Origin of the sequence: Planococcus daihaiensis (assembly GCF_049262615.1) — a bacterium.
Taxonomy (GTDB): Bacteria; Bacillota; Bacilli; order Bacillales_A; family Planococcaceae; genus Planococcus.
In genome coordinates, this window is the sequence record NZ_CP175504.1 from 2,097,000 (window position 1) to 2,114,535 (window position 17,536).

17 protein-coding genes are annotated in these 17,536 nt (G+C 47.9%); 11 read left to right on the forward strand and 6 right to left on the reverse strand.

The features are described 5' to 3' along the window. Positions 1 to 53: 53 nt before the first annotated feature. The gene (locus DHX103_RS10280; protein ID WP_422122205.1) at positions 54 to 911 is read left to right on the forward strand and encodes an SDR family oxidoreductase; all 858 of its coding nucleotides are present in this window, start codon (positions 54 to 56) and stop codon (positions 909 to 911) included. 27 nt (positions 912 to 938) lie between these two features. Here DHX103_RS10280 and DHX103_RS10285 read toward each other — a convergent pair whose 3' ends face one another. The 4 genes from DHX103_RS10285 to DHX103_RS10300 form a co-directional block, all read right to left on the reverse strand. Continuing rightward, positions 939 to 2,120, reverse strand: coding sequence for an MFS transporter (locus DHX103_RS10285; protein WP_422122206.1), 1,182 nt, complete (start codon positions 2,118 to 2,120; stop codon positions 939 to 941). Between the two features lie 239 nt (positions 2,121 to 2,359). Continuing rightward, complete coding sequence (locus tag DHX103_RS10290) at positions 2,360 to 4,747, reverse strand: heavy metal translocating P-type ATPase (protein ID WP_422122207.1); 2,388 nt, start codon at positions 4,745 to 4,747, stop codon at positions 2,360 to 2,362. 68 nt (positions 4,748 to 4,815) lie between these two features. Continuing rightward, positions 4,816 to 5,034, reverse strand: coding sequence for a copper chaperone CopZ (gene copZ, locus DHX103_RS10295; protein ID WP_422122208.1), 219 nt, complete (start codon positions 5,032 to 5,034; stop codon positions 4,816 to 4,818). A gap of 16 nt (positions 5,035 to 5,050) precedes the next feature. Then, positions 5,051 to 5,374, reverse strand: coding sequence for a metal-sensitive transcriptional regulator (locus DHX103_RS10300; RefSeq protein ID WP_422122209.1), 324 nt, complete (start codon positions 5,372 to 5,374; stop codon positions 5,051 to 5,053). Positions 5,375 to 5,602: 228 nt separating this feature from the next. On the opposite strand from DHX103_RS10300, the gene DHX103_RS10305 reads away from it, so the two are divergent. Then, positions 5,603 to 5,737, forward strand: a complete 135-nt coding sequence (locus tag DHX103_RS10305) for an Lmo0850 family protein (protein ID WP_379082616.1) — start codon at positions 5,603 to 5,605, stop codon at positions 5,735 to 5,737. A 34-nt stretch (positions 5,738 to 5,771) separates the two neighbouring features. On the opposite strand, the gene DHX103_RS10310 is transcribed toward DHX103_RS10305, so the two are convergent. Next, positions 5,772 to 6,959 carry an FtsW/RodA/SpoVE family cell cycle protein gene (locus DHX103_RS10310; RefSeq protein WP_422122210.1) on the reverse strand — a complete coding sequence of 396 codons (1,188 nt, stop codon included), beginning with the start codon at positions 6,957 to 6,959 and terminating at the stop codon, positions 5,772 to 5,774. A gap of 159 nt (positions 6,960 to 7,118) precedes the next feature. On the opposite strand from DHX103_RS10310, the gene DHX103_RS10315 reads away from it, so the two are divergent. From DHX103_RS10315 to DHX103_RS10345, 7 genes are all read left to right on the forward strand, one after another. Next, on the forward strand, positions 7,119 to 7,889 hold the full coding sequence (locus tag DHX103_RS10315; RefSeq protein ID WP_422122211.1) for a hypothetical protein: 771 nt from the start codon (positions 7,119 to 7,121) through the stop codon (positions 7,887 to 7,889). Positions 7,890 to 8,044: 155 nt separating this feature from the next. Then, a complete protein-coding gene (locus tag DHX103_RS10320) occupies positions 8,045 to 9,115 on the forward strand; it encodes a D-alanine--D-alanine ligase (protein ID WP_422122212.1) in 1,071 nt (356 codons plus the stop codon). 12 nt (positions 9,116 to 9,127) lie between these two features. Continuing rightward, complete coding sequence (locus tag DHX103_RS10325) at positions 9,128 to 10,486, forward strand: UDP-N-acetylmuramoyl-tripeptide--D-alanyl-D-alanine ligase (RefSeq protein ID WP_422122213.1); 1,359 nt, start codon at positions 9,128 to 9,130, stop codon at positions 10,484 to 10,486. A gap of 18 nt (positions 10,487 to 10,504) precedes the next feature. Next, positions 10,505 to 11,203: an alpha/beta hydrolase gene (locus DHX103_RS10330; protein ID WP_422122214.1), complete on the forward strand. Its 699-nt coding sequence runs from the start codon at positions 10,505 to 10,507 to the stop codon at positions 11,201 to 11,203. 333 nt (positions 11,204 to 11,536) lie between these two features. Then, complete coding sequence (locus tag DHX103_RS10335; protein ID WP_422122215.1) at positions 11,537 to 13,072, forward strand: DEAD/DEAH box helicase; 1,536 nt, start codon at positions 11,537 to 11,539, stop codon at positions 13,070 to 13,072. A gap of 182 nt (positions 13,073 to 13,254) precedes the next feature. Continuing rightward, a complete protein-coding gene (locus DHX103_RS10340) occupies positions 13,255 to 13,734 on the forward strand; it encodes a PH domain-containing protein (protein WP_422122216.1) in 480 nt (159 codons plus the stop codon). Continuing rightward, positions 13,727 to 15,262 (forward strand): PH domain-containing protein, encoded by a 1,536-nt coding sequence (locus DHX103_RS10345; protein WP_422122217.1) that lies wholly within the window; start codon positions 13,727 to 13,729, stop codon positions 15,260 to 15,262. Before DHX103_RS10340 ends, DHX103_RS10345 begins: the two co-directional genes overlap by 8 nt. A gap of 12 nt (positions 15,263 to 15,274) precedes the next feature. Here the strand turns inward: DHX103_RS10345 and DHX103_RS10350 are convergent, their stop codons facing one another. Then, a complete protein-coding gene (locus tag DHX103_RS10350) occupies positions 15,275 to 15,889 on the reverse strand; it encodes a rhomboid family intramembrane serine protease (RefSeq protein WP_422122218.1) in 615 nt (204 codons plus the stop codon). A gap of 68 nt (positions 15,890 to 15,957) precedes the next feature. Between DHX103_RS10350 and acpS the strand changes: the two genes are divergently transcribed. Beyond that, positions 15,958 to 16,365, forward strand: a complete 408-nt coding sequence (gene acpS, locus DHX103_RS10355) for a holo-ACP synthase (protein WP_422122219.1) — start codon at positions 15,958 to 15,960, stop codon at positions 16,363 to 16,365. Next, the gene (alr, locus tag DHX103_RS10360; protein ID WP_422122220.1) at positions 16,328 to 17,437 is read left to right on the forward strand and encodes an alanine racemase; all 1,110 of its coding nucleotides are present in this window, start codon (positions 16,328 to 16,330) and stop codon (positions 17,435 to 17,437) included. Before acpS ends, alr begins: the two co-directional genes overlap by 38 nt. Positions 17,438 to 17,536 lie beyond the last annotated feature (99 nt).

Genomic DNA, 17,536 nt, shown 5'->3' on the forward strand with positions numbered 1-17,536 from the left:
CCAGAAAGGGAAAATCCTCAAAGACATTAAAAATCTGGAAAGGATGATTCCGAATGGCTAAGGATAGACCGAAAATCGTTCCTGGACAGGAGCAGGAGCGCCAGCCGGGATTCGAGAAAGAAATGGATCCGGCACCAAGCTACGATAATAATTTGGCCGGAAAGGCACAGCGCCTTCCCGGAAAAAAAGCATTGATCACCGGAGGGGACAGCGGCATCGGCCGGGCAGTGGCTTTGGCGTATGCAAAAGAAGGCGCGGATGTTGCCGTCATGTATCTGGATGAACACGAGGATGCGGAAGAAACGAAGGGTCTCATCGAACAGCAAGGCGCTAAATGCATGCTGATTGCCGGTGATATCGGAGACGAATCCTTCTGCAAAGAAAGCGTCCAAAAAGTGGTAGATGAATTTGGGGGTCTGGATATCCTCGTAAACAACGCAGCAGAACAGCATGTCCAGACTTCGCTGAAAGACATCAGCGCCGAACAGCTGGAGCGCACTTTCCGGACGAACGTTTTCAGTATGTTCTATTTGACGAAAGCAGCACTGGAGCATATGACACGCGGCGCTTCCATCATCAACACCACGTCCATCACCGCTTTCCGCGGCGAGCCGACTTTAATCGATTATTCGTCCACCAAAGGCGCAATCCTGTCATTTACCCGCGCATTGTCGGGGTCATTGGCAGCAGAAGGCATCCGCGTCAACGGCGTCGCACCGGGTCCCATATGGACGCCGCTCATCCCGGCATCATTCCCGGCTGATGAAGTCGAGGGCTTCGGCAGCAAGACGCCGCTCGGCCGGCCCGGACAGCCGGATGAACTTGCACCGGGCTTCGTCTACCTGGCATCCGACGATTCATCTTACGTAACAGGACAGGTTTTGCATATCAACGGCGGCACGCCTTATTGAAATGAAAAGTAAAAGCAAGCACCCCGGTCATGCGGGAGTGCTTGCTTTTTTTGGTTCTTTTAAAGTTTTCGGGGAACCGCGGTAAAGGACGATCAGCAAGATGGCCGCAATTGACAATGCGCCGGACAGGAAATAAATCGAACCCGATTGCATCGTCAGCATCCACGTAAAGAATAGGGGGCCGATGATGCGTCCCATATTATCCATCGAATACGTCATTCCGGCCGCTGTTCCGTATTTGCCGCCGGATTCTTTCGAAGTCAGCGACACAAGTGCAGTCCGGGCGAGCGCGTTGCCGGCGGTGAAAATGCTCAGCGCCACTCCGGCAAAAATCAGGCTGGAAGTGAAGGGCAGGAGCAGCAAACCAACTGCGGCAATGATCTGCGCACCGATGATCCATTTCGTTTCGGCTCCGTCTTTTATTCGGCGCACCACGCCGCCTTGAATCGCTGCATCGACAAAGCCGCTGGCAATAAATAAATAGCCGAGCTGCAGCGGTGTGATTTCAATCTGGTCAATCTGAAACAGCTGGAACGTCGATTCGAGACCGGCCAGCAGGAACGTCACCATAAACGACATCAGGAATAAATAGCGGATCCGGAATTGCCATAGGGTGCTGGCGCCTTTTGGAAGCAGAGCGCGTTTCGTCGCTTCTCCCTGCCGGACCGGCTCTTTCAAAACCAAGCTGGCGTATACCATGAGCAATAATACGAGTGCAGCGGAGACGGTAAACGGCAATGTCAGCGACACGGTTCCAAGCAAACCGCCGATCGCCGGTCCGAATATAAAGCCAAGACCAATCGACATTCCGAGAAAGCCCATGTATTTATTGCGTTCCTCATCTGTCGTGATATCAGCGACATATCCCGTTACCGCTGTATAAAGGGCGCCAGAGAACAGGCCGCCGATGATGCGCGACATATAAAGGAGCGCGAGATTGTCGAGAAACAGCGAGAACAGGAAAAAGCTCAGGCTGAAGCCGGCAAGACCGGTCAGAATCAACTTTTTTCTGCCGGTGCGGTCTGACAATTTCCCCCATAAGGGAGCGGTGAAAAAGGAGGACAATGCGTATATGGTAATGAGGCCGCCGACGTGGATTTCACTGTAACCCTGCTGGACGATCACCTCGGGAAGGATGGGTATGATAATGCCGAATCCCAGATAGACGAAGAACTGGACTGACATCAGCAACAAAATAGTCTTCTTCATAAAATAATTTCCTGCTTTCTAATAAGGCTGTGCTTTCAGTTTACTCTTGTTCGCGGCGAACGTAAATGGAAGGAATGAAGATGATGCTTTTTTGTTCGGCGGGGGCAACCGCACCCCGAAGTGGTATTTCCGCACCTCGCCGGGAATATTCCGCACCCCAAACCGTAAACTCCGCACCTCACCTCAAAAAAAGCCGACAAAAAACCCGCTCCCAAAGTTAAAAGGAGCGGGGACAAACATTATTTTTCCAATTTGACTCGCTGCAGACGCAGCGCATTCATGACGACGGATACGGAACTGAATGCCATCGCGGCACCCGCAAGCCACGGCGCCAAAAATCCGGCAGCGGCAATCGGGATGCCGAGTGAGTTGTAAGCAAGCGCCCAGAAAAGGTTCTGCTTGATATTTTTCACCGTCAGGCGGCTCATGCGCACCGCATCGACCACGCGCATCAGATCGCCTTGCATCAACGTGACGTCGGAAGCTTCGATGGCAATTGCTGTGCCTGTGCCCATCGCCATGCCGATATCGGCGGTGGCAAGAGCGGGAGCGTCGTTTAAACCGTCTCCGGCCATCGCAACTTTGCGTCCTTCTTTTTGAAGCTTCGCAACAACATCCGCTTTTTCAGCCGGCAGCACACCGGAAATGACATCATCGATGCCCACCAGGCGTGCAATTGCCTGTGCGGTCCGTTCCTGGTCACCCGTCAGCATGACGACGCGCAAACCGAGTTTCTTCATTTCGCCTACCGCTTCAGCGGCATTGTCTTTGATCGTATCGGCAACCGCGATCAAGCCGGCGAATTTGCCGTCGACCGCCATATACATGACCGTTTTGCCGTCTTCTTCGAGCAACGCGGCCTGGGAATCATCAATTGCGAGAGTTTCCATCAGTCTGCGGTTGCCCATCAGAATGTCACGGCCGTCAACCGCAGCACGAATGCCGTGGCCCGGCACCGCTTCGAAGCGGCTGACAGTGCCATTGGCATTACCGTAATCAGCAATTGCCTGCGCCACCGGATGCTCCGATTGACTTTCGGCGCTTGCCGCCAGATTTTTCAATTCGTCGAGATCAAAACCGTCTGCGCCAATAAAATCAGTGACAACAGGGCGGCCGTTGGTGATCGTTCCTGTTTTATCAAGAACGATTGTATCGATGTGTTTCGTATTTTCAAGCGATTCCGCTGTTTTAAACAGGACACCCTGTTCAGCGGAGCGGCCCGAACCGGCCATAATCGAAGTCGGTGTTGCCAGCCCCAACGCACACGGACAGGCAATGACGAGGACGGCGATCGTGCTTTCAAGCGCGGCCGCGAAATCACCCGGTGACACCAGGAAATACCAGGCGATAAACGTAACAATCGCGATTCCGACAACAATCGGCACGAAAATGCCTGAAATCTGGTCAGCCAGTCGCTGGATCGGCGCTTTCGAACCTTGCGCCTGTTCAACAACCCGAATGATATTCGACAACACCGTATCTTTGCCGACTTTATCAGCTCTGACACGCAAAGATCCATTGGAATTTACAGTGGCAGCGTAAACCGGGTCGCCCGATTCTTTATCGACCGGCAGGCTTTCACCCGTCAGCATCGATTCATCGACAGCGGAATTGCCGGAAATGACAGCGGCATCGACCGGAATCGAAGCGCCGGGTTTGATCAATAGAATGTCACCGGTGCGCACTTCGGAGATCGGCGTAATGACGGCTTCGCCGCTGCGCTCCACCAAAGCGGTTTCCGGCTGCAGTTTCATCAATTTCTTGATGGCATCGGAAGAACGGCCTTTGGCGCGCGCTTCGAACACTTTGCCGAGCAGGATCAGCGTAATCAAAATCGCGCTTGTTTCGAAATACAGTCCGACCATATGGGGACTGCCAAGATGCGCGAAGACTAAATAGACGCTGTAAAAATAAGCGGCCGATGTCCCGAGTGCCACGAGCACATCCATATTGGCGCTTCTATTCCTTAATGCGAAATAAGCTCCTTTATAGAAGGTGGCGCCGATCCAGAATTGAACCGGTGTGGCCAAAGCCCATTGCACAAAAGGATTCATCAGGAATTCAGGCACATACATCCAGGAAGTGAAAGTGAAATGGCTGACCATCGTCCACAGCAGTGGAAGCGACAACGCGGCCGAGATCCAGAACATCCGTGTTTTTTTGCGGATTTCCTGTGTCTTATAATCCTCGGCTTCTTCATTTTCCTGATTGAGCACGGCGTCATAGCCCATGGATTGAATTTTTTTAACAAAATCTTCGGGTGTTAATGTGTTCGGATTGTAGGAGACATGGCCGGTTTCCATCGCCAGATTGACATTGGCGAGGTTGACCCCATCCATTTTGTTCAATACTTTTTCGATGCGGGCAGAACAATTGGCGCAGGTCATTCCCTGGATGGTGAAATCCACTTCATCCTGGCGAACGCCATAACCTAATTGTTCCACTTTCTGCTCCATATCCTGTAAGGATGCCTGCTCACCGTCGTATACGATAGAAGCTTTTTCGGTGGCGAAGTTGACTGTCGCTTCGCTGACGCCGGGCATTTTGCTCAAGCCTTTTTCGACCCGATTGGCACAGGCGGCGCAGGTCATACCGGTAATTGCTAATTCCGTTTGTTTTTCGGGCATTGCCATTCACTCCTTATACCTTAGAGGGGTATATATCACTTTAAAAAAAAACTGCGTTTCCGCAGTAATTATTTTGTGGATACTACATCATAGCCCTGATCTTCAATCGTTTCCGCAATTTTAGCAGTTTCAAGCGATGGATTCGAGTAGGAAACCTCGACAGATCCGTTCTCAAGCGATACATCCACTTTTTCAACGCCATCCAATTCCATTACACTTTCAGTTACCGCTTTTACACAATGCTGGCAGCTCATGCCGCTCACTTGTAAGTTCATCGTTTTCGTCATATTCATTTCCTCCTCATTATTTACGCATCATTTTTTGGATCGTGATCAATAATTCATCCAATACTTCGTCGTCGCCTTGGGACAGGCGGTCTACGACACAGCCTTTCAGGTGGCCTTCAAGCAATAATTTCGTCACGCTATTCAATGCAGACTGAGTAGCGGCCAACTGGGTAATGATATCGTCACAATATACATCTTTTTCGACCATTCCCTTTATACCGCGGACCTGGCCTTCAACCCGGCTGAGACGATTTGTCAAATCGCGTTTGACTTCAGGAGGGTGGTGGCTTTTTCTGCACGCTAAATCAGCAACGGGAACTTCTTTCATCAATTCGCTCATTGGCTAATCCTCCATATCCTTTGATAAGTCTAATATACCCCTGTTAGGTATACAGGTCAATAATTTTACATCATTGCAACTTTGTAATATAAATGAAAAGTTTAAAAGCTTGAAAAGATGGTATTATATACATAGACACAGAAATGTCAACTATTTACCTGTTTTGATGAATCTATTTTGGATTTACATACGTTAATATAAATGAAGGAATACAGAGAGGTGATATGGATGGCGAAACAAGCAGAAGTTCGCAATATCGTTTCAAACTTATCGAAACTGGGAATCCAAGCAAAAATCACAAAATCACGCACCGAATTGCTAAAAGCATTAGCATTGCCGCAACCCCCGCAAACACAATCATAATGGAAAAACTCCGACGCGGCTCGCGTCGGAGTTTTTATTGGTCTTCTTTATCGTTGCCGAACATATACGTTTTATGATGGAATTTCATGCTGAAGACAATGCCGATTGCCATCATATTCCCAATCAGCGAACTGCCCCCGTAACTGATGAACGGCAGCGGAATGCCGGTGATCGGCAACAGCTGGATTGTCATGCCGATATTCTGGAAAACGTGGAAAGTGATCATGGCAATAATACCTGCACAAACATAAGTGCTGAAGGTGTCTTTTAATTGCAGCGTAATCTTTGTCAGATGATAAATCAACATGAAAAAGAGGATAATGACCACGCTGGCCCCGATAAATCCGAAATCCTCTGAAATGACAGTGAAGATGAAATCGGTATGGTTTTCCGGCACATATACTTCGCGTCCCTGGTAACCTTTGCCGAATACCTGGCCGGAACCGATGGCGTTCATCGCGGCAATCAGGTTATAAGCATCGCCATCTGCATAAGAATACGGGTCAAACCAGGTATAGATTCGTGCGAATGCATAGCGCTGGATGCCAAACGTATTGGTCAGAAATTCCTGCATATTGATCGCCATCCATAACAAGGTAACGCCAATGACAGCTACACCACCAAAGCTTGGTAAAATTATTTTCCATGAAATTCCGGCTACCACGATGATTGCCAGGGTGATGGCAATAAAAACAAGAGCCGTCCCCATATCAGGCTGATCAAGAATAAACGCTAATGGGATCAGCAGTAAACCGCCGATTTTCCCCAACAATAACAAGTCCGTTTTTATCGTTTTTAACGCAAATTTTTCGTGATGGGATGAAATCATTTTCGCCAGTGCTAATATATAGAAGGTTTTCATAAATTCAGCGGGCTGCATATTGAGCACAGGCGTGCGGAACCAGGCTTTGGCGCCATTGATCGGTTCCCCGATTTGTCCTGGTCCAGCTGGTGCAATCATCAAGATAAATAGCGTAAGAATCCCGAATCCGTAGAGGTAATAGGCCATTTTCTTGTATTGCTCGGGTTCGAAATACATCAACACACCAATCATGCCGATGGAAAGGATGTAGAACAGGCCTTGCCTCGGTACGAAATTTGTAAGATATTGCCCCGAAGTCTGTGCGGAAGAAATCGCAACCAGGCTGACGATGAAAAAGAGGAATAATATGAAAGCGAGCGACCAGTCAATCCGATCGGCAAAGCTTTTGTTTGTCTGCATATGGGTTCACCTGTACTTTTTATTATTGAGAGTCGGAATACATTATAACTTATTCTTGCCTTTTATGCGCATTACAAAAGTAATGACGCCGATTAAGCTCAGATGTTTCATATTTAGTAGGTCAGCCCGTATAATGAGTGGAAGAATGGAGTGGAGGCAATGGTGAAGAAAGTGAATAACATGGAACATTATGTTCAGCATTTATATATTTACTTAAATGATGCTGATCAATTTGCTTTGTTCAGCGGTTTGACCTTCGCCCAGTTCATGGATGCTATGAAGATGCCGAAGAACCTGCTGCTGTTGAAGCATACCTACGATGAAGCATCTTATAATATGCACACGCAAACGGAATTTGCTTCACAGGAGGAATTCCTGGCGCTCCGCAAATCCAGAGCCGCAAAAGAAGGGGAATTCTGCTGGATCGATTTCCGCAGCGAAAAACAATTGAATTCCCTGACGCCTCAGGAACAGGCAGAACTATTATATATAGGTCATAAGAAAGAAACGGTGCGGTCGCCTTTTTACTCAACCCTGTTGAACGAGTTTGTCTATTTGTCGAGCGAAGATGAACAGACAACCAAAATATATTTCCGCAACCTGGAGCGGCTGAACGAGCTGGTGGGGAATTACTTTATCCAGTCCATCCGCCGGGAAGACCACGGCCAGAATTTTTGGCGCCGCAAGGTTAAGGATATGATTCCCGAACTTCCGGATGAACTCCTGAAATCACTGAAAAATTTATACCGTGAAGGCATACTGATTTCCCTCGCGGATCCTGAAAAAACTAAGAATACAATTGAATTGCATATCCGCCAGGTGGAAGAAATCTCATTCATGGATGATTTTTTGACGGATATCGATGACTACACTGGCGAGGAAGTTATACAGAAATTCGTCTATGACCGCAAATTCAAGCAATGGAGTTAAGAAACACGCATAGTGATTGATTCAGGCTGCCAAAATGGCGGCCTTTTCATTTGAGAATTGGATGTATTTTCCTGTCCTTGCAGGAAATGATTTTTCGTCTTATCGGGTTCGTGATAAACTAGAGGATATTGGAAAACGAAATGGGGTTTATTGGGATGAAAAAACAGATCGGTTTATTATATGGCGGAAAATCCGCAGAGCATGAAGTTTCCCTTTCAACAGCACAGGCAGTTACAAAAGCCTTGAATTTTGATAAATACGAAGTATACCCGGTTTACATCACTCAAGAGGGGGAATGGCGGAAAGGTGCATCTCTTGAAGGTCCGGCCGGCAGCATTGAACAATTGCAGCTGGGGCAAGAGTACTCCGCGCCAAATGACATTTCAGGTTTTCTTCCCACAGAACAGGACAAGGCTCTCGATGTCATTATCCCGTTGCTTCACGGCCCGAATGGCGAAGATGGGACTGTGCAAGGCATGTTGGAAGTGATGAATCTTCCGTATGTCGGGAATGGCGTATTGGCATCATCAGCCGGTATGGACAAAGTGGTCATGAAGCAATTATTTGAGATAGCCGGTTTGAAACAGACCCCTTATGTGTATTTTATAAGAAGAGATTGGAAAAATGGCCAGTCGGAGTTGGTACGAAAAATCGCTGCCGAATTGAATTGGCCGGTATTCGTCAAACCCGCAAATCTCGGTTCGAGTGTCGGCATCAATAAGGCTGACAACGAAGATGAACTAATTGCGGCGGTGAATGAAGCGTTGAAATTCGACCGGAAAATTGTGGTTGAACAAGGCGTTGACGCCCGTGAAATTGAAATAGGCGTGCTCGGAAACGATGTGCCGGAATGTTCGGTTGCAGGTGAAATCAAGCCGTTGAAAGCATTTTATGATTATCAAGCAAAATATAAAGACGGCAACACGGCAATGATCATTCCAGCTGAACTTTCCAACGAAGTCTACGAAGAGCTTGTGGCATCAGCGAAAAAAGCATTCAAAATCCTGGATTGTTCAGGCCTTGTGCGCGCTGACTTTTTTGTCACCGCGAAGAACGAGATTTTAATTAACGAAGTCAACACACTTCCAGGCTTTACGCCGTTCAGCATGTTCCCTCTATTATGGGAAAATACAGGGGTGGCTTATTCGGATCTGATTGAAAGACTGATTGATCTTGCCATTGAGCGTTACGAGGAAAAACAATTATTGCAAGTAAAAATGGATTGAGTGGAGAAACTGATGAAAAAAAAGATCGAGCAAGTAGCCAAATGGCTGGATGTAAAAACGAACTTAAAAGACATTGAAATTACGGGAGTTTCCATCAATACGCGGACGCTGCACAAAGGCGACCTTTTTGTCCCTTTCCGCGGTGATAAGGTCAACGGCCATAAATTTGTCCGCCATGCGATCGAAGCAGGAGCTTCTGCTGCACTTTGGCAGCGCGACGAGCCCTCGCCTCCGGATGATTTGCCGATTCTGATTGTGGACGACTGCCAAAAAGCGTTGCAGGAAATGGCGCGTGCCTATCGCGACGAATTGTCGGTGACGGTCATCGGCATTACCGGATCGAATGGCAAAACCTCGACGAAAGATCTGGTTGCCAGCGTCTTGAAGCCTTATTTCAAAGTGCAAAAAACCCAGGGCAATTTTAATAATGAACTCGGTTTGCCGCTGACCATTCTTTCATTGGAAGAAGATACGAAGTTTGCGGTGCTGGAAATGGGCATGAGCGGCTTCGGCCAGATTCAATTCCTGTCAGAATTGGCGCGGCCGGATTACGCAATCATCACGAACATCGGTGAAGCACATATGCAGGATCTCGGTTCCCGTGAAGGAATCGCCCAGGCGAAATTCGAAATTACTGCCGGTCTTGAAACGCATGGCAAATTGTTCTACGACGGCGACGAGCCGCTGCTGAAACCGTTTGTCGAAAATTTCCCGCAGGCTGTGTCGTTCGGTTTCGATGATAATAATGAATTGACCGTAACGGATATCCGCGCTACTGAAAACGGCAGCACCTTCATGGTCAGCGGAATCATCGATGCCACATTTACCATTCCGGTTTTGGGTGACCATCAAGTGAAAAATACGCTGTCAGCAATCCTGGTCGCTCTGGAAGCGGGATTAACGGAGGAAGATATCCGAAAATCGCTGCAGGACGCGGCACTTACGGATATGCGCATGCAGATGATTCATGCAAAAGGCGGTTCGACATTTATCAACGACGCCTATAATGCTGCACCTTCTTCGATGAAGGCGGCTTTGAATTTCATTCGTGAAACGACCATGAAAGAAGATAAATGGGTGGTTCTGGGTGATATGCTGGAACTTGGCGACCAGGAACGCGAATATCACGAGGCAATTGCAAAATCCATCAATTCCGAAATTAATGGCGTCTGCCTGTATGGCCCGAAAATGGAATGGCTTTATACCAAACTGCAGGGGACATTTGAAGGGAAACTGATCTGGAACAAGGACGACTATGGTCCGATTATCGATTTCCTGAAAGAATCGATTTCTGCCAAATCCGTCATTCTTGTCAAGGGTTCTCGCGGCATGGCTCTAGAAAACATCATTGAACCTTTTACCGATAATTGATTGAAAGAAGGTAGCACTTTGAAAACAGGCGTGTTGATGATCCATGGATTTACCGGAGGACCTTTCGAAGTACAGCCGTTCGCCGAATATATTGAAGAAAAGAAGGGCTGGATTGTGAAAATCCCGACGCTTCCAGGCCATGGTGAAAGCCTGAGCCTTAAAAACAAATCTGCGGAATCGTGGATGATGGCTGCGGAACTCGCATTAAAAGAGTTGAAAAAACAGGTGGACCGGGTGATTATTGTCGGCTTTTCAATGGGTGGCCTCATTGCGATGTATTTGGCCATGCGCTATAAAATTGAAAAACTGGTGCTGTTGAGCGCCGCCGTCAAATACATTAGTGCGAGCCAGATATTGGACGAAGTTCGAATCGCTGCGACTGACGCTGTGAAAGGGCGGCTCGCTCAGAACCCGCTGTTTCATTTGTATGAATACAAATTATTGAATACTCCGGTCAGCTCGGCGCTTGAATTTTTGCGCGTCGTCAAAATGGTTGAACCTTATTACCATAAGCTGACGCTTCCGGTGTGCATCGTTCAAGGCGAAAAAGATGGCATTGTGCCCATTACGGCCGCAGAACATATCTACAATCAACTCGGTTCGTTGGAGAAAGAGATTTATCATTCCAAGAACGGCCAGCACCTGATCTGCTACAGTGATGACTGCGAAGAATGGTTCGCGCATGTTTTGGCTTTTATGGACAATGAAGGCGAATAAACTGATTAATGGAACCTTTGCATATTGATTGCAAGTGCTCTGGAACCATGTTATTCTATTTGGAGCAATGGATACATTTTTGAAGCACTCTTCCCTGTGAAGAGTATTTTTTTGAGCAAAACGGTTTGTTCTACTTATAGGGCATCAAAACCCGCCGATCAGACCGCTCGGCAACGCCCGAGCTTTTTCTGTTCACACATCCCTCTGAACTTAAAACTACAGAGTATGATTTTCGACGTGAAACTTCCTCATAAAGGCTCGACTTTGTCGCTATTTCATCTAAAATGTACACCATTTGTAAATAAGATGAAGACAAAAGGAGATTGAAAAAATTTGGTAAAATTTTCAGAGTTAAATATCAGCGAAACAACTTTAAAGTCCGTAAAACGCATGGGGTTTGAAGAAGCAACACCGATTCAAGAAGGTACTATCCGCTTAGGTATGGAAGGCAAGGACATTATCGGACAAGCCCAAACGGGAACTGGTAAAACAACTGCATTCGGTATTCCGTTGATCGAAAAGATCGACACTAAAGACGGCAATGTACAAGGATTGATCATCGCACCAACACGCGAATTGGCAATTCAGGTTTCAGAAGAACTTTACAGACTGGGCCAGGATAAAAACGTGCGCATTCTTTCAGTATACGGAGGCCAAGAAATTAGCCGCCAAATCCGTGCGCTGAAAAACCGTCCGCAAATTATCGTGGGTACACCAGGACGTCTTTTGGACCATATCAACCGCCGTACGCTTAAATTGGACAACGTTAACACATTGATCCTTGACGAAGCAGACGAAATGTTGAACATGGGCTTCATCGAAGACATCCAAACAATCATGGCAAGTGTTCCAGATACTCGCCAGACATTGTTGTTCTCAGCAACTATGCCGGACGCGATCCGCAAAATTGCAGAGAAATTCATGAAGACTCCAGAAATCGTTAAAATCAAATCAAAAGAAATGACAGTTGAAAACATTGAGCAATTCTATGTTAAATCTGTGGAACGCGAAAAATTCGATGTTCTTTCACGTCTTTTGAATGTTCAACAACCGGAACTTGCGATCATTTTCGGACGCACAAAACGCCGGGTTGATGAATTGGCGAAAGCTTTGAATATCCGCGGCTATGTAGCTGAAGGAATTCATGGCGACTTGAGCCAAGCAAAACGTATGTCTGTATTGAAGCAGTTCAAAGCAGGTAAAGTTGACATTCTGGTTGCCACTGACGTAGCAGCTCGCGGACTTGATATCTCAGGCGTATCACACGTATACAACTTTGATATTCCTCAAGATCCAGAAAGCTATGTCCACCGTATCGGCCGTACTGGCCGTGCAGGTAAAAAAGGAGTTGCAGTCACGTTTGTAACACCACGTGAAATGAGCTACTTGGCAATTGTTGAACGTACTACGAAGAAAAAAATGGAAGCATTGGTTCCACCGACTGCTGATGAAGCCGTACTTGGCCAAAAACGTGTCGCAATGGAACAATTGCTTGAAATGACAGGGAAAAACAATCTTGGAGACTACCGCGAATTCGCGGCGCAAATGCTTGAACAGCATGATGCGGTCGATTTGATTGCAGCAGCTCTGAAAACAATGACAAAAGAGCCGGAAGATGTTCCGGTTTCAATTTCTGAAGAGCGTCCATTGCCATCACGCGGTGGCGGAGGCTACAAAGGAAAAGGCGGACGCAGCAGCAGTGGAGGCGGCGGTTATAAAGGCAACCGTTCTTCAGGTTCAGGTTCAGGCCGACCAGCTGGACGCGGCGCAAGCTCAGGTTCAGCATCAGGCGCAAGCCGTCGTCGCGAAGGCGGCAGCGGTGCAAGTGGCGGAGGACGTCCAGGACGCACTCGCCGTCACGAATCTTAATACAGAATGATAGAATAGCCCGCCAGCAGATTACTGCTGGCGGGCTATTTTTGCGTTGAAACAAAACGGGTGTTTGAATCTCTTCATTAAATAAAATGTGTTCAGCGAAACATTCTTCCTATTGAATCGTATGGAAGAATGTGAAAGACTGGGAATAAGAAGAATGAAATGGGGAGACGAACATGAATGACCAGCCAAAAAACAGAATTTCAAGAAAAGGGTTAACGGTCTGGAGGTTGTACGGAACGATGGAAACCTTTGTGCTGTCCTTATTGGCAGGAGGGGCCGCGGCATTGACGTTTTTCTTTGGGTGGCCGACATGGCTTTACGCCGTATATGGCGGGGTGCTCCTGCTATTCGGCTTTTTGCTGATTTATCTGTTCCCGAAAATTCGGTGGCAGCGCTGGCGTTATGAAGTGCGTGAACAGGAAATCGAGCTGCAGTACGGCCTTTTCATCGTGACCCGCACTTTGGTGCCGATGGTTCGGGTGCAACATGTGGATACGGAGCAGGGACCGATTCTTCGCCGCTATGATTTGGCTGAAATTTCCATTTCTACGGCAGCCACCACGCATACCATACCGGCGTTGATCACTTCTGAAGCAGATGAATTACGGGGCATGATTTCTGCGTTGGCAAGGGTGGCGGAAGACGATGTCTGATATTCGCTATAAACTGCATCCCGTTTCCGCTTTTATTAATTTCATGAAAAGCTTGAAAGAGCTGATCATTCCATTTGTCGTGATATTCGGTGTCAATATTTTCAGGGATGGCGGCATCACTTCAATGTTTACGGGCGGTTGGGTCAACTTGCTGCCCTTATTGATCGGTCTGGTGGTCGTGTTTTTTTCACTGATTATCGGAATCATTAAATGGAAGAGGTTCGTCTATTGGTTTGAAGATGAGGAATTACGCATTGAATATGGCCTTTTTGTAAAAAAGAAAAGGTACATACCGTTTGAGCGGATTCAAAGCCTTAATTATACGGAAGGGATTTTTCACCGTCCGTTTAATCTGGTAAAGGTCCGTGTGGAAACGGCGGGATCCGGGAAGGCTGGAGAAGCGGAAGCGGAATTGACGGCGATCTACCGCGCAGACGCAGACCGCATCGAAACTGAAATGGAACATGCAAAACACCATCGGCCAACTCCGGTTATGGGGCCTCGCGAAGCGGATACAGAAATTGCCGAAGAAGCTGCAGTGCCCCAGAAAAAGGAACTGAAAACCTTGTACCGCATGTCGATGAAGGAATTGTTGATCCTCGCGACGACTTCCGGAGGAATCGGGGTCGTTATCTCGGCTGTGGCGGTCTTCTTATCGCAATTCAGTGAATTGATTCCTTACGAATCCATCTATGAAGAAGTCATGTTGTTCTTGCGCTTCGGTTATCTGATTGTGGCTTTGGCTGTATTTGCGGGTTTGCTGCTGGCGTGGGTCATCTCAGTTGTTTTGACGCTGCTGGCAAATTATCAATTCACCATCCAGGTGGATGAAGACCATATTTTTATCACGAGAGGATTGCTCGAGAAGAAGAAAATCTCGGTGCCATTCAAGCGCATCCAAGGAATAAAAGTAACGCGGAATCCGCTGCGGGAATTATTCGGCTATGCGACGGTAACCGTCGAAAGCGCAGGCGGTTCCATGGGAGGAAAGGATGAAAAAATCCGTTTATTCCCGTTGGTGAAAAACGGCCGCATGCTGTCTGTGCTGGAGGAGTTGTTTCCAGAAATGGAATTTCAGCCGACATTGGTGAAAGCGCCGAAAAGGAGTGTCCATTTTTATTACCGTTTGGATTTCCTGTGGATGCTGCCGTTGATCGGCGCCATGAGTTATTTCTTTTTTCCGTACGGCCTGTTGTCGCTGCTGATCGTCCCGCCGGTTATCGGGATGGGCGTCTGGCAGCACCGGACGACGGGCTACGCGCTTACCGGCAAGCAACTGACGATGGAATTCCGCGGCTTCAGCAAACACACTTTCTATGTCTGGAAAAAGCGGATGCAGGCGGTCAACGTCATGCAGACGTATTTCCAGCGGCGAAGAGAGCTGGCATCAATCCAGGCGACCATCAAATCAGGGATGCTAGGCTATGCCGCGCGCATCAATTATATGGAGAAGGAGGATGCCAGCCGCATTCTCGACTGGTATCACCCAACCCCAATTCCGTCCAAACAAAAAGGTCAGCCGGAGTAATTCCGGCTGACCTTATCTTTTTCTTTTCGCTTTCCAGCTGACAATGAGTTTCGGGTGGAAAAACCCGAGACCGATCACGAAGCCGGTGATCAGCCCTGCGATATGGGCAGTAACATTGATGTTCGGTGTCAGGAAAGTAAGGATGACGCTGATGACAAGAATTGGCAGCAGGATCTGCTTTAATTCCGGTAACGCCCGTCCACCGTAATACAATAATGCGCCGTAAGCACCGAAGACGCCGAAGATCGCTCCGCTGGCACCGAGATGCAGATAATCCGGCGGCTGAAGGAAATAAGTTGCGATGTTCGCAAATACACCGGCCATTGCGTAGACGGTGATAAAACGGACTTTGCCAATCAACCGTTCAAGTTCAGGTCCGAACAGGAACAGTGAGAACATATTGAACAGCAAGTGCATCAGTCCGCCGTGCAGGAACATCGGCGTGAAGAACCGCCACCACTCACCTTCGGCAATCAGGAAGTTGGCACCCACGCCGTAATTGAAGATATACACGCCGAGCAAGGGAATCCATGATAAAATATGTATCAAAACATTAATTGCGATCAATGTGGATACGACAGGATATAAGCGTAAATATTCGGAAAAACTTTCTCTGCGAATAAACATTTCGTCACCTCTGTTTCATATTGGCTATTATACCTTTTTAGGGTTTGGGATTGAAAGGAGAAACATCTATGATTACTGGAATCGGATTGGACATCGTGGAAATGGACCGGATCAGGCGGCTTGACGGCAAATCAGCAAAACTCCGCGAACGCGTATTGACCGACAACGAATTAGCGGAATATGATTTATTATCGGCCAACAGAAGGACGGAGTTTCTTGCGGGGCGTTTTGCTGCAAAAGAAGCTTTCGGAAAAGCGAAAGGAACCGGAATCGGTGAAATGTGTGCGTTTCATGATATTGAAATCAGAAAAGCGGCGAACGGCAAGCCATCCGTTTTCTTCCGGGGCGAAGAAGATGGACTGGTGTCGATCACACATACAAAGGAATATGCTGCAGCGCAGATTCTATTACAAACAAAGATGCAGGCGGAGGGAAACGATGGAAACAACTTACAGACCGACCAAAGCGATTGTTGATCTTTCGGCAATCGATTACAATATAAAAAAATTAATTGAACGGATAGCTGGCGCACGGCTGATGGCAGTGGTTAAAGCGGACGCGTACGGCCACGGTGTATTGGAAATTGCGCGGCAGTCGCTGAAGAGCGGCGCCGCGATGCTGGCGGTGGCAACACCGGATGAAGCTCTCTATTTACGCGACAATAACATTGAAGCCGAGCTTTTGGTGATGGGCGCTTCTCCAGTGCGCTTTATCAAAGAGGCAATTAAACACGATATCAACCTGACTGCCTATTCGATGGAGTGGCTGGAAGCAGCAGCCGATGAGCTGAAGAAGGAAGTTGAGCCGCTGAAGATTCATCTGAAATTCGATACGGGTATGCGGCGGATAGGCATTCAGCCGGAAGAAGCGGACGCGGCATTTGAGTTTGTCGGGCAACAGCCTTTTCAGGTGGAAGGGCTTTTTACTCATTTTGCAACCGCGGATGAAGCGGAAAATCCGCTTTTTCTGAAGCAGGTTGAAACGATCAATGCAATCAGGAATAAATGGCAAGGCGGTTCGCTCGTGTTTCATGTATCCAATAGTGCGGCGGCCATCCTTCACCCCGAGTTGGCATTTGACGCAGTGCGCACCGGCATTTCGATTTACGGCATCGCGCCGTCCGCTTTTGTAAAGCGGGAAATGCCGTTCGAATTGGAGCAGGCGATGAGCCTGGAAACGGAAATCGTCCACGTCAAAAAAGTGAAGAAAGGCGATGCCCTCAGCTACGGAGCGACTTATAGGTGCGAAGAGGATGAGTGGATCGGCACTTTGCCGATCGGCTACGCGGATGGGCTGATCCGTGGACTCCAAGGCCAGGATGTATTGGTGCGCGGGCAGCGTATGCCAATCGTGGGGCGCATCTGCATGGACCAATGCTTGATCCGGCTGACCGAGAAATTTCCGGTTGGAGAAGGCGTGCAATTGCTGGGGACCCAAAAAGAGGCAACTATTCTCATTGAAGAATGGGCTGAAAGATTGGATACAATACCTTATGAAATCCCCTGTATTCTGACAAAACGTGTGCCAAGACAATATGTGGGAGCATGAAGATCTTCAAGAATTATCTTTCCATAGCTCCCCAGGGATGTTAAGATTGTAAATATAGATAGAAAGAACAGAGAGAACAACGGTATTCCGGAGGTGTCA

Coding starts and splice junctions, on each gene's coding strand:
- DHX103_RS10280 (WP_422122205.1), top strand. CDS start 54: ATGGCTAAGGATAGACCGAAAATCGTTCCTGGACAGGAGCAGGAGCGC.
- DHX103_RS10285 (WP_422122206.1), bottom strand. CDS start 2,120: ATGAAGAAGACTATTTTGTTGCTGATGTCAGTCCAGTTCTTCGTCTAT.
- DHX103_RS10290 (WP_422122207.1), bottom strand. CDS start 4,747: ATGCCCGAAAAACAAACGGAATTAGCAATTACCGGTATGACCTGCGCC.
- copZ (WP_422122208.1), bottom strand. CDS start 5,034: ATGACGAAAACGATGAACTTACAAGTGAGCGGCATGAGCTGCCAGCAT.
- DHX103_RS10300 (WP_422122209.1), bottom strand. CDS start 5,374: ATGAGCGAATTGATGAAAGAAGTTCCCGTTGCTGATTTAGCGTGCAGA.
- DHX103_RS10305 (WP_379082616.1), top strand. CDS start 5,603: ATGGCGAAACAAGCAGAAGTTCGCAATATCGTTTCAAACTTATCGAAA.
- DHX103_RS10310 (WP_422122210.1), bottom strand. CDS start 6,959: ATGCAGACAAACAAAAGCTTTGCCGATCGGATTGACTGGTCGCTCGCT.
- DHX103_RS10315 (WP_422122211.1), top strand. CDS start 7,119: ATGGTGAAGAAAGTGAATAACATGGAACATTATGTTCAGCATTTATAT.
- DHX103_RS10320 (WP_422122212.1), top strand. CDS start 8,045: ATGAAAAAACAGATCGGTTTATTATATGGCGGAAAATCCGCAGAGCAT.
- DHX103_RS10325 (WP_422122213.1), top strand. CDS start 9,128: ATGAAAAAAAAGATCGAGCAAGTAGCCAAATGGCTGGATGTAAAAACG.
- DHX103_RS10340 (WP_422122216.1), top strand. CDS start 13,255: ATGAATGACCAGCCAAAAAACAGAATTTCAAGAAAAGGGTTAACGGTC.
- DHX103_RS10345 (WP_422122217.1), top strand. CDS start 13,727: ATGTCTGATATTCGCTATAAACTGCATCCCGTTTCCGCTTTTATTAAT.
- DHX103_RS10350 (WP_422122218.1), bottom strand. CDS start 15,889: ATGTTTATTCGCAGAGAAAGTTTTTCCGAATATTTACGCTTATATCCT.
- acpS (WP_422122219.1), top strand. CDS start 15,958: ATGATTACTGGAATCGGATTGGACATCGTGGAAATGGACCGGATCAGG.
- alr (WP_422122220.1), top strand. CDS start 16,328: ATGGAAACAACTTACAGACCGACCAAAGCGATTGTTGATCTTTCGGCA.